The sequence below is a fragment of the Actinoplanes sp. NPDC051861 genome (assembly GCF_040681145.1).
GTDB lineage: Bacteria > Actinomycetota > Actinomycetes > Mycobacteriales > Micromonosporaceae > Actinoplanes.
In genome coordinates this window covers 60,964-72,487 of sequence record NZ_JBFAYE010000029.1, presented here as the reverse complement: position 1 = coordinate 72,487, position 11,524 = coordinate 60,964, and the positions used below count along the sequence as shown (strand labels likewise).

Below are 11,524 nucleotides of genomic sequence, written 5' to 3'. Positions count from 1 at the left end.
GTTTTGTGATCAGAGTGGCTCGGGCCGGTGACGTCGAGCGGCTTCGAGAGATCGAAGTCGTGGCGGGCCGGCTCTTCGCGGAGATCGGCATGGACGCGGTGGCGCGTGACGAGCCGCTGCCCGCCGAGGAACTGCTGGAGTATCAGCGGGACGGGCGGGCGTGGGTGCACACTGACGAGGCGGATCGGCCGGTGGCGTACCTGATCGCCAAGTGGGTGGACGGCCTCGTGCACGTCGAGCAGGTCTCCACCGACCCGGAACACGCCGGGCGCGGCCTCGGCAAGGGCCTGATCGAGCACGTCGCCGAGTGGGCCCGGGAGCGTGGCTCGCGCGCCCTGACGCTCACCACGTTCGACGAGGTCGCGTGGAACCGGCCGTACTACGAGCGCCTCGGATTCCGGCCGCTGGCCGCCGGTGAGCTGACCCCGGGGCTCGTGGAGATCCGCGCCGAGGAGGCCGAGCACGGGCTGGACCACTGGCCACGCCTCGCGATGCGTCGGGAGCTGTGAGTTTTAAGGTGAGGAATATGCGCGCTGCCGTTTTCTCCGAGCCAGGTCCCGCCTCCTCCGTCCTCCAGATCGTCGAGCGCGACCTGCCACTGGCCGGTGCGGGGGAGGTACGCGTACGGATCGTGCTGTCCGCGGTGAACCCGACCGACACCGGCACGCGGGCGGGACGCGGGGTTCCGGACGGGGTGGCGCCGCCGCGCGTACCGAACCAGGACGGCGCCGGTGTGGTGGACGCACTCGGTGAGGGCGTGCAGGACCTGGAGCCCGGCGATCGGGTCTGGGTGTGGGACGCGGCCTGGACCCGGGCCGACGGCACCGCGCAGGAGTACGTCGTGCTGCCCCGCCACCAGGTGGTCCGGATGAACGACGGCATCCCGTTCGAGATCGGCGCCGCACTGGGCATTCCCGCGCTCACCGCGCACCGCTGCCTCACGCTGGCCGCGGACGGGCCGGCCCGGCTCGCTCCCGGCGCGCTGGAGGGCCGCGAGGTGCTGGTGGCGGGCGGAGCGGGCGCGGTCGGCAACGCCGCCATCCAGCTGGCCAAGTGGGCCGGCGCGACGGTCTGGACCACGGTCAGCTCGAAGGAGAAGGCCGAACTCGCGGCCGCCGCGGGCGCCGACGCCGTGATCAATTACCGGGAGGAGGACGTCGCCGCCCGGATCCGCGAGCTGAGCGAGTCCGGCCCGGACCTGATCGTCGAGGTCAGCACGGCGAACCTCGATCTCGATCTGGACGTGGTCGCGCCGGGCGGTGACATCGCGCTCTACATGGGCGGCGATGTCACCGTGCCGAGCTTCAAGGCCATGGTGAAGAACGTCAGCCTGGATTTCGTGCTCACCTACACCACCACCGCCGAGGAGAAGCAGTACGCGGTGGAGGCGGTGGCCGAGGCGGTCGACGACGGCGCTTTCCGGGTGGGCGCGGAGGCCGGCCTGCCGCTCCACCGCTTCGCGCTCGACGAGATCGCCGCGGCCCACGAGGCGGTGGAGAACCACGCCGTGGGCAAGGTGCTCATCGAAATCAGTAGTGGGCGATGATCCGCCGCGCCGGCCCGTCCACGGTGATCCGCCCGCCGTACGGAAGAACCCACTGCGGATCGGTGTGCCCGAAATCGACCCCGAAGACCGCCATCGCCTCCGGGTGATACGTCGCCAGCGCCCGCAGCACCGCCTCGCGCTGCTCGTCGCGGTACTTCTGTCGTTCCCCGGCCGGCCGCGGCGCCGCGAAGTGCGTGGCCTTGGCCGTGGCCACCAGCACCGCCGGGAACTGCCGCAACAGCCCGCGCTCACCGGCGTTGCGCAGCATCCGGAAGACCTCCTCGGCCGGCGGCATCTCCTCGGACGTCTCCAGCAACAGCACGCACCCCGCATAGTCCTCGACCGGCCGGATCCACCGCCCGGCCGCCAGGTTCCAGTGCAGGATCTCCAGGTTGCCGCCCCAGGCCGGCCCGCTCACCACCCGGTCGGGCCGGTGCCAGACCCATCCCGGGCTGGGCACGGCGGGCCCGGTCGCCGTCAGCGCTTCCGGCATCCCCCAGTTGATCTCCTCTTCGACGAACTCGGCGACCGGCTCGATCTCAAGATCGCCGCCGGACATCAGCGCCGCCCGCAACGACCGCGTGTGCACCGGCCGCATCCCCGGCCCCTGCCCAATGTGGATCATCGTCGAGCCGCCGTGATACGCCGCGACGCCGTGGTTCCAGAGCCAGTTCAGCACGTTGGTGTTGTCCGAGAACCCGAAGTACGGCTTCGGGTCGGCGAGGAACGGCGCCGGGTCCAGGTGCGGCAGCACGGTGATCTGGTCGTCACCGCCGATCGTGGCGAACACCGCCCGGATGGCCGGATCCGCAAACGCCGCCATCAAGTCCGCGGCCCGGTCCGCGGGCGCTGCCCCGAGCCGCCGGGTGGTCGGGAACTCCACCGGCTCCAGCCCGAGATCGGTGCGGATACGCTCCATGGCCTGCTCGTGCACGGCCGGGAAGACGGCCGGCGCGGCGAACGAGGGCGAGAGCACGGCGACACGGTCACCAGGGCGAAGTTTGGGGGGTACGCGGAATTCAGGTCGCATACCCCCGCATTCTTCACGTCACCGTGGCGGTGCCAAGCACTTTTCCGTCCTTGTCGGTGATCAGGATCGCCTCGACGTCGGTCACCTTGGTCGAGCTCGCACCGGTCAGCTCCGCCGCACCGTCCGGAGTGTCGCCCCAGACCGCGGCCTGCTGCGTGTTGCCGCTCTTGTCCCGGACCACGCAGAGGAACGGGCCCTGACCACTCATCCGGCTCACGTCGAGCGCCACCGCGACACCCCACTTCTTGGGTGTCAGAACCGCGGAGCCGGTCAGCCCGCTGCCGGGTGCCGCCTCGAAGCGGGTGGTCACGAGTTGGACGCTGGGCAACGCGTCGGGCTGGGTACCGGGCTGGACCCGGCCGTTCGTGAAGATCCCGTAGCCGATCGCGGCGGCCGCGACGGCCACCACCGCGGCGGCGGCCAGCCACCGCACCCGCGCGACCCGGGTCTGTTTGGTCTTCTCGGCCCGCATCCGGCTGAGCAGGCCTTCGATGTTCTGCTGGGTGGGCCGCGCGGTCGGCGCGACCGCGAGCGGCGCACCGCCACCCAGGTGCCGCGCGTCCGGCAGGCGTTGCAACATTTCCGGTACGGGAGCGAGCCTGTCGAGTTCGGCACGGCACTCCGCGCAGTCGTGCAGGTGCTCGTCCAGCCGATCCGTGTCGGCCTCGTCCAGTCCGCCGAGGAGATAGCCGCCCAGCAACCGATGCAGAGCGCCGTGTTCGTCCAGATCGCTCATGATCGCAGCATCCCCATCTCCTCGAAGACGGTCCGCAACGCGCGCACGGCGTAGTACGCGCGCGATTTCACCGTGCCCTCGGGCACCGACAGTTTCCGCGCCGCGTCCGCCACGCTCTGCCCCTCGTAATACATCGCCTGGATGACGGCCCGGTGCTCCGGCGACAGGCGCTCCAGCGCCTCGGCCACCAGCCAGCCCTCCACCATCTGATCCACATTGTCCGCCGACGGCACCGAATTGACCGCGTTCTCGTCGGCGACCAGGCGTGGCCGGCGCTGTTCCGCCCGCCACGCGTTGGTCACCACGTTGCGGGCGATGGTGAGCAGGTACGACCTGGTCCGGCCCGGTTCCGGGTCGAGGTGGTCGATGTGCTTCCAGGCTCGCAGGAGTGTCTCCTGCACCAGGTCCTCGGCCTTGTGACGGTCCGAGACGTAGCGAGACACGAAATTGATCAGAACTGCGTAGTGCTCGGTGTAGAGCGCGGTCATCAGCTGCTCGTCGGGGCTCACCCGTCGCTTCATCGGCGCCAGCTCCCCTCGGGTTCCGCCCGGCCACCCGGATGTACATCCTGGCACGGGTCCCGGTTCAAGGGGCGGTTCAGAAAGGCGGAAAAACGTCGATGCCCGGTTCCCTTCCGGGGACCGGGCATCGAGTGGATCTTCAGGTCAGGGGGTGGGCGTCGGGGTCGGCTTCGGCTTGTCGCACTCGCCGGGGCCGCCGTAGCGGAAGGTCCGGGGGCTCAGCTTCGAGACGGGGTACACCTCGAAGGTGCGGTACACGTACATGTCCGGCTCGGGGCCGTTCAGGTAGGCCAGGCTGCCGACCCTGGAGGCCGTCTTGTCCTCGAGGTCCTTGCCGTTGCCCATCTGCGTGCTGCACGGCTTCTCAGTGGCCGCCGCGACCTCGCCGAAGACCTGGACCAGACCGGACTTGGTGAACTTGCCACCCCAGATCTCACCGGGGAAGTAACCCACCCAGTCGGTGTCGTACGCCACCCACCAGGCGTCGCCGGCCCACTGGATACCGAAGCGCTTCTGGGTGTCCTGCGGCAGCGTGGCACCCGGCTTGATGTAGGTCCACGGGACGAAGCCGCACTCGTTGTAGCAGGTCTTCTTGCCGTCGACCCAGTGGTAGACGAACAGGTGCGGATCGTCGTCGCCGTTGAGCGAGCGGTCCACCGTCCAGCCGACCTCGATGGTCTGCTTCTCGTCCGCCGTCCGTACGGCCAGCTCGGTGAGCGAGTGGTAGTCCGCCTTGTCCAGTTTGGGCTTGCTGATGGTGATGTTCGCGTACGCCCCGTCGGCGACGGCGGCCTGGGCACCGACGTTGTAGTGGAAGTAGACGTCCGGCCGGCCGTCGGCACTCGACGTCGCGCTGGGCGCCGGCGACGGCGGCACCGGCGGCACCACATCGGTCCGCTCGCTCCGCAGGGATCGGGTCCGCGAGGACTGGCCCTTGGGCGCGTCACGACGGCTGCTGCGGGACTCGCTGAACGAGTCGGGTGCGGCGCTGAGACCGGCGGCCTTCAGCGACCTGCTGTTGGCGCCGTTGCGCCCGATCCGGAGGCTGCGCGGCTTCTCACCCCAGGGCAGGAGCGCCGGCGGCTGCACATCCGCGGGTGCCGCAGCGGCCGGTTCCTCCGGCGCGACGGCGGCTTCCGCGGGCGCCGGTACGTCCGGGATCTGTTCCGCGCCCGCGTTGAGAGTGGAGACGACTCCGAGAGTGGAGACGACGGCGACGGTGAGGCCGGCGGCGAGCAGACCGCGGCGAGACTTCAACACTTGTCCGTCCTCGTTCATCGGGGCATCAGAGGCGATACGCGGGCGGCCTCCGGCAACCGGTTCTCGGCGGCGCAGTCACGATATAGCTTTCTCGATTGCCCAGGGACCGTCTGACCAGCAATTCCGCCGATACGGCTGAGGTAGGTAGGCCGAACTGGTGACAGAGTGACCACTTTGGTCGACGGAGCGTATCGACGTCGTCGCTCATAGAAGTTTTTCGCGCCACTTCTAGAAAGAGGCATAACTCGCTAAGCCTCTTTCGAGACGGATTCGCGGGTTCACCCACGGCGTGTCCGGTCTTGTGGTAAAACCTATCTTGCCTATAGGTTATATATGCCGACGAGGGAGACCTGATGAGCGACCATCTAGCCGTTGCCCGGACATATGCCGCCACGCCCGATCTATGGCCCGTGGCACCACGATTCAACCCGATCGAGCGGTGGTATCACCGTTTGTCGATCGCTGACGACCACGAGGTCTGGTTGCTCACCTGGCTACCCGGCCAGGAGACCGAAATTCACGACCACGGCGGCTCCGCGGGCGCTTTCCACGTCTTCTCCGGGACGCTGACCGAGGACACCGTCTCGACCGGTGTCGACGGCACGCCGCGGGTCGTCTCGCGGGATCTCGGCGAGGGCGCCGACCGCCGGTTCGGCAGCCACCACATCCACCGCATCGTCAACCGCTCCGCGGACCCGGCGATCAGCATCCACGTCTACGGACCGGCGCTGACCAGCATGACGAAGTACCGGATCGAGCCCGGCGGCCTGCGCGTGCTCACCGTGGAGCGGGCCGGTGCCCAGTGGTGACCGTCGCACCGGCCGGTTCCCGCGGCATCGATGAGATCCTGGCCGGTGCGCGCGCCCGGCTGGTGCGCCTGGGCCCGGCCGAGACCGACGCCGCCGTGCGTGACGGTGCCGTGCTCGTGGACATCCGCCCCGCCGCGCAGCGTGCCGAGTTCGGCGAGATCCCGGGCGCCGTGGTGATCGAGCGCAACGTCCTGGAGTGGCGCCTCGACCCGCGATCCGACGCCCGCCTGCCGTTCGCCGGTGACTACGACCTCGCCGTCATCGTGACCTGTCAGGAGGGCTACACCAGCAGCCTGGCCGCCGCCGCCCTGCAGGATCTGGGCCTGCGCCGGGCCACCGACCTGGCCGGCGGCTTCGCCGCGTGGAAGGCCGCCGGGCTGCCGACTCAGGAGGGGTAGACGACCCCGGAACGCCCGCTGTAGAGGTGACGCGTGCCGTCGCGTTCGTACCCGGTGTCGGGTGCGTCGAGCCAGACGATGTACGCCGCGCCCGGAGTGAGCCCGGTGATCGTCGCGGTGACCGTGCATCCGGTGCCGGCCGCCACGGTCTGCCAGACCGGTTCCGGCTGCTTGCCGTAGACGAGCGCCTGCGGGACCGCGGTCACCCGGTATCCGGAGTCGTACTGCCGCGGCCACTCCACCTTCAGCGAGCCCGCGCCCGCGGTCACCACGACCGGGATCAGCACCGGGTCGGTCCGCGGCCAGAGCCGCGTGCAGCTCGGGTCCGGAGCGGGCGCCGAGAGTGTCGGGTCCGCCGACGGGCTGGGGCTCTTCCCCCGTGACGGTGTCGGGCTCGGTGTCGCCCTACCCTCCTCCACCCGGATCCAGGACTCCCCGGCCGCGGCCTGGTCCGCCGTCGCATCGCCCGGTGTGTCGCCCAGGCCGAGCGCGGCGCACCCGCCGAGCGAGACGGAGAGCAGGGCCATGGCGATGGCGATACTCGTGCGGCGCATGCTTCACGCTTCGGCCGGTGCCACCCGCAGATGAGGGGAAATCGGCGGGTGGAAGGCGCGGCCGCCGGCCAGGAGGCCGTCGACCAGGCAAACCGCGGTGCGCAGGCGATGCGCATAGGTTCCGCTCATTTGGGCGTACGCGACGCCGCGCGCCGCCAGATCGTCGCGGAACCGCCCGGTCATCCACTGCCGCAGGTGTTCCCCGTCACGCAGGCCGTCGTCGGTGAACGGCACCCCGTCGTCCACGGTCAGCAGGTAGAGATCCGGATCCCGGACCAGCGCCCGGACCTCCGGCGAGGTGCTGCCCAGATAGCGCTCCTCCCAGATCGTGGTGGCGAACGCGTCGGTGTCCGCGAAGAGCACCGGCGACCCGGCTCGGGCAGCCGCGTCCTCGGCCGCGTTCTGCGCCGCCGCGACCTCGGCGAAGTCGTCCCGGTCCCAGGTGACGTCGAACACGGTCGCCTCGGGCCGGCTCACTCGCAGGCCGGCCAGCTTCCGCTCGGTCAGCTCCCGGCCGTACTCGGGCACCCATCGGGTGGCGGCCCAGACCCCGCCGCGCAGCCGGTAGTGCCGGGCCAGGGCGCGGGCCAGCGTCGTGGTGCCGGTGGACTCGGCGCCGACCACGACCACCCGGCGCGCCAGCCAGCCGCGAACCCCGGGGCCCAGGTGGTGCCAGTGCGCGATCGGGTCGGCCCGGACCGCGGTGCCGGAGACGGATACACGCAGGCGTGCCGGGTCGACCAGGACCGGCTCGGCGTGGAAGCGGCGGGCGAGCTCCGGCCCGTACGCCTCGGAGGAGAAGACCGCATCCACCCGGTCCGTGCCCGCGGCCTCGCGGAAGACGGCCATGTGCAGTTCCCAGACAGCCGGGTCGTCGTAGTCGATCGGATGGTCGTCGTGCACACCGGCGAACCGCACGTTCGGCCCGTGCGCCTCCCGCAGCCATCGCAGCCGCAGTTCCAGCGGGACGGTCTCGGCCGAGGACGGTGCCACCACGACGGTGACCCGTTCACACACACTGGCCGCGGCCTCGATCAGCGCGTGGTGACCGGCGTGCGGTGGGTAGAACTTGCCGACGATCAGGCCGTGGGCGTACCTCACGCGGTCACCTCCGCCCGCTGCGCCCGCAGAGCGGCCCGCCACGCTCGGAGGCCGAGCACGCAGAGAGTGAGGAACGCCACATAGAGGATCGCGGTCAGCCAGAGGCCCTTGTACGCGTACAGCGGGATGTAGATCAGGTCGGCGGCGATCCAGATCCACCAGTTCTGCACGAGTTTGCGGGTCTGGCCGTACGTGGCGAGCAGCGACAGCGCGGTGGTGAGCGCGTCGGCCAGCGGCACTGTCGAGCTGGTGAGCCGGTCCAGGAAGAGCCAGAGCGCCCCGGTGACGATCAGTCCGGCGAGGGCGAGTCCGGTCCACTCGGCGCGGGTGGTGTCGCGGACCACGAGACGGGTCCGGTCCTGGCCGCCGTAGAGCCAGGCCCACCAGCCGTAGAGGCCGAGGATCACGTAGACGATCTGCAGGCCGGCGTCCGCGTACAGGCCGGCGCTCCAGAAGACGACCATCAGGAGCAGGACGTTCAGGATGCCGAGGGGCCAGTTGAGGATGTGCTGTCGTACCAGCAGCCACACGTTGACCAGGCCGGTCGCGAAGCCGAGCACCTCCGCCCACGAGGTCGGTACACCGAACGCGACCACCGCCGGGCTGTTCAACCAATCGATCACGGCCACAGCATGGCAGTCAGATCGGCAGTAGGCGGTGTCCCGCCATCTCCAGTTCGCCGTCGTGGACGGTGACGGGGGTGTTCAGCCCGGAGTCGTCGTGCAGCAGCACCGACCCGCCGTCGACCCGGTACGTGCCGCGGGCCTGGCGACGGCGGCCCGCGACCTCGCCGGCGTAGGTGCCGTCGCGGCGCAGCTGCAGGCGGACGACTCCGTCGGCGCTGCGCCAGGCGCCCACCACCGCGGCGTCGGTGACCACACGGGGCCGGCCGGTGACCGGGCAGGTGCCGACGTCCGTCGCGCCGCCCATGGCGATGGCGAGCAGCGAGGCTGCGTCGAGAACGGTCGTGTCCAGCACGTTGGCGTCAACACGGGTGTCACCGAGGATCATGGTGGCCGGCTCCGGGGGTGGGATCGGGGTCAGCCCTCTCCTTCGGCCCCCGCGTCGCGCGGCGGAGCGAATCCTCGGTTGCTATTCGGTGGTGGCCGCCTTCAGCGCCGCCGTGACGGCCGCGGTCAGCCGCACCAGGTCGTCGTCGCCGAGCGGCTGCCGTGCCACCGCCAACCGCCAGTACAGCGGGCCGAGGATCAGGTCGACGGCGAGGTCCGGGTCGGTGCCCTCGGGCAGCTCGCCCCGGGCCACGGCCTGGCCGACCAGCTTGTCCCCGACCGCCTGCTGGTGAGTCCGCAGCGCTCGCTGCAGGGTCTCGGCGATCTGCGGGTTACGGGCCGCCTCGGCCATCAGATCGGGGATGATCTGGGACGCGATCCGGTGCTGGAGCGCCTTGCTCACGATCATCATGAGCAGCGCGAGGTCGCCGGCGAAGCTGCCGGTGTCGGGAAGCGGTACCTTCCGCTCCGCCACGTCGGAGATGATCTCCATGACCATCTCCAGCTTGTTGCTCCATCGGCGGTAGATCGCGGTCTTGCCGACCCCCGCGCGGCGGGCCACCGCCTCGATGGACAATCGGCCGTAGCCGACCTCCGCCAACTCGTTCATGACCGCGTTGCGGATCGCCACGGTGATGTCGCCTCGGAGCACTGCCGCTCCGGCAGGTGCGCGCTTTACTGTCGCCACACTGTTCACTATAGCGCTACGACGTAACGGTTGCGTTCCGCCGTTTGGTCAAGTACCGTCAACAGCCACGTCGATACGAACCCGTTTCATCGGCGTCGGCGGGTGCCTGTCATGCTGCTAGCTGTGTTCTCGCGCAAGCCGACCGAGCCCGCCGCCTCCTTCGGGCCGACTAGATCGGAGCACCACCCCATGCCAGAGACGGCGGTCGCCGAGGCCGGCACCGGGCTCTCCCCCAAGGAGCTGGCCCGCAAGCACGGCCTGAGCGCTTCAGGACGTCTGCCGAGCCTCGCCGAGTACTCACGCCAGCTGTGGTCGTACCGGCACTTCATCCAGGCACACGCGAGCGCGAAGACGTCCTCGGCCCTGGGCACGACGAAGCTCGGCACGCTCTGGCAGGTCCTGACACCGATCATCAACGCCGCCGTCTACTACGTGATCTTCGGCGTGATCCTGGGCGGCCGGGACGGTGTGTCGAACTTCATCGCGTACCTCTGTGCCGGTGTGTTCGTCTTCCAGTTCACCCAGTCGATCGTGCAGAACGGCATCAACGCGATCACCGGCAACCTCGGGCTGATCCGCGCCCTGCACTTCCCGCGGGCCAGCCTGCCGCTGTCGGTCGCCCTCGTGGAGATCCGCAACTTCGTGGTGGCGCTGTTCGTCCTGATGGGCATCGTGCTGATCACCGGCGAGCCGATCACCCTGGAGTGGCTGCTCGTCCTTCCGGTGCTGCTCCTGCACTCGATCTTCAACACCGGCCTCGCGCTGGCCGCCGCCAAGTTCGGCGCCAAGGTCCGCGACGTCAAGCAGCTGATCCCGTTCATCATGCGGTTCTGGATGTACGGCTCGGCCGTGCTCTACCCGGTGCAGCTGTTCGCCGAGCACGCCTCCGGCTGGGTGCTCGCCGTCATCGAGGCGAACCCGCTGCTCATCTTCATCGAGCTGATGCGCCACTCGCTGATGGAGGACGTGGAGCTGGCCGGCCCGCCGGCGCTGCTCTGGACCCAGGCCGTGATCTGGACGGTCGTGGTCGGCATCGGTGGGTACGTGTACTTCTGGCGCGGAGAGAAGGGCTACGGCCGTGGCTGACAACGAGCGGATCCCGACCGTCATCGCGGACAACGCCCACATCATCTACAAGGTGCACAGCTCGGCCTCGCCGGGCAGCGGCAGCCCGCTGGCGAGCTTGAAGCGGATGGTGACCGGCACCAAGGCGGCCAACGTCCGTGAGGTGCACGCGGTCAAGGGCGTGAGCTTCGTGGCGTACCGGGGTGAGGCGATCGGCCTGATCGGCAGCAACGGCTCCGGGAAGTCGACGCTGCTGCGCGCCGTCGCCGGCCTGCTGCCGGTGGCCAAGGGCAAGATCTACGCCTCCGGCCAGCCGTCCCTGCTCGGCGTGAACGCCGCCCTGATGAACGAGCTGCCCGGCGAGCGCAACGTCGAGCTGGGCTGCCTGGCGATGGGCATGTCGCCGCAGGAGGTCAAGGAGAAGAAGGACGGGATCATCGACTTCTCCGGCATCAACGAGCGGGGCGACTTCTCCTCGCTGCCGATGCGGACGTACTCGTCCGGCATGGCCGCCCGGCTCCGCTTCTCCATCGCCGCCGCCAAGCAGCACGACGTCCTGCTCATCGACGAGGCCCTGGCCACCGGAGACGCCAAGTTCCGCCGCCGCAGCGAGGCGCGGGTGCGCGAGCTGCGCGCCGAGGCGGGCACGGTGTTCCTGGTCAGCCACAGCGAGCAGTCGATCCGCGACACCTGCGACCGGGCCATCTGGCTGGAGTCCGGGCTGATCCGGGCGGACGGGCCCACCGACGAGGTGATGCGGGAGTACGAGGCCTACATGCGTAAGTAGGCCCCGCACCCCCGCCGCG

At 70.0% G+C, this 11,524-nt stretch carries 15 protein-coding genes; 6 read left to right on the top strand and 9 right to left on the bottom strand.

The window, feature by feature from the left end; translation table 11 throughout:
• The first annotated feature begins 5 nt into the window (after window positions 1-5).
• Window positions 6-509 (top strand): GNAT family N-acetyltransferase, encoded by a 504-nt coding sequence (locus tag AB0M02_RS42690; protein WP_364238222.1) that lies wholly within the window; start codon window positions 6-8, stop codon window positions 507-509.
• 17 nt (window positions 510-526) lie between these two features.
• Window positions 527-1,546, top strand: coding sequence for an NADPH:quinone reductase (locus AB0M02_RS42685; RefSeq protein WP_364238221.1), 1,020 nt, complete (start codon window positions 527-529; stop codon window positions 1,544-1,546).
• Here AB0M02_RS42685 and AB0M02_RS42680 read toward each other — a convergent pair.
• The 4 genes from AB0M02_RS42680 to AB0M02_RS42665 form a co-directional block, all read right to left on the bottom strand.
• Window positions 1,530-2,576, bottom strand: a complete 1,047-nt coding sequence (locus AB0M02_RS42680; RefSeq protein WP_364238220.1) for a S66 peptidase family protein — start codon at window positions 2,574-2,576, stop codon at window positions 1,530-1,532. The genes AB0M02_RS42685 and AB0M02_RS42680 overlap by 17 nt on opposite strands.
• 13 nt (window positions 2,577-2,589) lie before the next feature.
• The gene (locus tag AB0M02_RS42675) at window positions 2,590-3,312 is read right to left on the bottom strand and encodes a zf-HC2 domain-containing protein (protein ID WP_364238219.1); all 723 of its coding nucleotides are present in this window, start codon (window positions 3,310-3,312) and stop codon (window positions 2,590-2,592) included.
• Window positions 3,309-3,833, bottom strand: a complete 525-nt coding sequence (locus AB0M02_RS42670; protein WP_364238218.1) for a sigma-70 family RNA polymerase sigma factor — start codon at window positions 3,831-3,833, stop codon at window positions 3,309-3,311. Before AB0M02_RS42670 ends, AB0M02_RS42675 begins: the two co-directional genes overlap by 4 nt.
• 144 nt (window positions 3,834-3,977) lie before the next feature.
• A complete protein-coding gene (locus AB0M02_RS42665) occupies window positions 3,978-5,093 on the bottom strand; it encodes a neprosin family prolyl endopeptidase (RefSeq protein ID WP_364238217.1) in 1,116 nt (371 codons plus the stop codon).
• A gap of 353 nt (window positions 5,094-5,446) precedes the next feature.
• On the opposite strand from AB0M02_RS42665, the gene AB0M02_RS42660 reads away from it, so the two are divergent.
• Both AB0M02_RS42660 and AB0M02_RS42655 read left to right on the top strand, forming a co-directional pair.
• Window positions 5,447-5,902: a cysteine dioxygenase family protein gene (locus tag AB0M02_RS42660; RefSeq protein ID WP_364238216.1), complete on the top strand. Its 456-nt coding sequence runs from the start codon at window positions 5,447-5,449 to the stop codon at window positions 5,900-5,902.
• Window positions 5,899-6,300, top strand: a complete 402-nt coding sequence (locus AB0M02_RS42655) for a rhodanese-like domain-containing protein (RefSeq protein ID WP_364238215.1) — start codon at window positions 5,899-5,901, stop codon at window positions 6,298-6,300. The genes AB0M02_RS42660 and AB0M02_RS42655 overlap by 4 nt, the downstream gene beginning before the upstream one ends.
• Here AB0M02_RS42655 and AB0M02_RS42650 read toward each other — a convergent pair.
• The 5 genes from AB0M02_RS42650 to AB0M02_RS42630 form a co-directional block, all read right to left on the bottom strand.
• Entirely contained in the window at window positions 6,288-6,854 is a 567-nt protein-coding gene (locus tag AB0M02_RS42650) for a hypothetical protein (protein WP_364238214.1), read from the bottom strand. The genes AB0M02_RS42655 and AB0M02_RS42650 overlap by 13 nt on opposite strands.
• A 3-nt stretch (window positions 6,855-6,857) precedes the next feature.
• On the bottom strand, window positions 6,858-7,955 hold the full coding sequence (locus tag AB0M02_RS42645) for an AAA family ATPase (protein ID WP_364238212.1): 1,098 nt from the start codon (window positions 7,953-7,955) through the stop codon (window positions 6,858-6,860).
• The gene (gene pnuC / locus AB0M02_RS42640; RefSeq protein ID WP_364238210.1) at window positions 7,952-8,578 is read right to left on the bottom strand and encodes a nicotinamide riboside transporter PnuC; all 627 of its coding nucleotides are present in this window, start codon (window positions 8,576-8,578) and stop codon (window positions 7,952-7,954) included. Before pnuC ends, AB0M02_RS42645 begins: the two co-directional genes overlap by 4 nt.
• Before the next feature lie 16 nt (window positions 8,579-8,594).
• Window positions 8,595-8,966 carry an Atu4866 domain-containing protein gene (locus AB0M02_RS42635; RefSeq protein ID WP_364238208.1) on the bottom strand — a complete coding sequence of 124 codons (372 nt, stop codon included), beginning with the start codon at window positions 8,964-8,966 and terminating at the stop codon, window positions 8,595-8,597.
• An 81-nt stretch (window positions 8,967-9,047) separates the two neighbouring features.
• Complete coding sequence (locus tag AB0M02_RS42630; RefSeq protein WP_364238206.1) at window positions 9,048-9,617, bottom strand: TetR/AcrR family transcriptional regulator; 570 nt, start codon at window positions 9,615-9,617, stop codon at window positions 9,048-9,050.
• Window positions 9,618-9,842: 225 nt separating this feature from the next.
• On the opposite strand from AB0M02_RS42630, the gene AB0M02_RS42625 reads away from it, so the two are divergent.
• Complete coding sequence (locus tag AB0M02_RS42625) at window positions 9,843-10,739, top strand: ABC transporter permease (protein ID WP_364238204.1); 897 nt, start codon at window positions 9,843-9,845, stop codon at window positions 10,737-10,739.
• Window positions 10,732-11,505, top strand: coding sequence for an ABC transporter ATP-binding protein (locus AB0M02_RS42620; protein ID WP_364238202.1), 774 nt, complete (start codon window positions 10,732-10,734; stop codon window positions 11,503-11,505). The genes AB0M02_RS42625 and AB0M02_RS42620 overlap by 8 nt, the downstream gene beginning before the upstream one ends.
• The last annotated feature ends 19 nt before the right edge of the window (window positions 11,506-11,524 follow it).

Bases quoted from the DNA above. Each gene is read 5' to 3' on its own strand.
- AB0M02_RS42680 (WP_364238220.1), bottom strand. From the start codon at position 2,576: ATGCGACCTGAATTCCGCGTACCCCCCAAACTTCGCCCTGGTGACCGT.
- AB0M02_RS42660 (WP_364238216.1), top strand. From the start codon at position 5,447: ATGAGCGACCATCTAGCCGTTGCCCGGACATATGCCGCCACGCCCGAT.
- AB0M02_RS42625 (WP_364238204.1), top strand. From the start codon at position 9,843: ATGCCAGAGACGGCGGTCGCCGAGGCCGGCACCGGGCTCTCCCCCAAG.
- AB0M02_RS42675 (WP_364238219.1), bottom strand. From the start codon at position 3,312: ATGAGCGATCTGGACGAACACGGCGCTCTGCATCGGTTGCTGGGCGGC.
- AB0M02_RS42685 (WP_364238221.1), top strand. From the start codon at position 527: ATGCGCGCTGCCGTTTTCTCCGAGCCAGGTCCCGCCTCCTCCGTCCTC.
- AB0M02_RS42650 (WP_364238214.1), bottom strand. From the start codon at position 6,854: ATGCGCCGCACGAGTATCGCCATCGCCATGGCCCTGCTCTCCGTCTCG.
- AB0M02_RS42670 (WP_364238218.1), bottom strand. From the start codon at position 3,833: ATGAAGCGACGGGTGAGCCCCGACGAGCAGCTGATGACCGCGCTCTAC.
- AB0M02_RS42635 (WP_364238208.1), bottom strand. From the start codon at position 8,966: ATGATCCTCGGTGACACCCGTGTTGACGCCAACGTGCTGGACACGACC.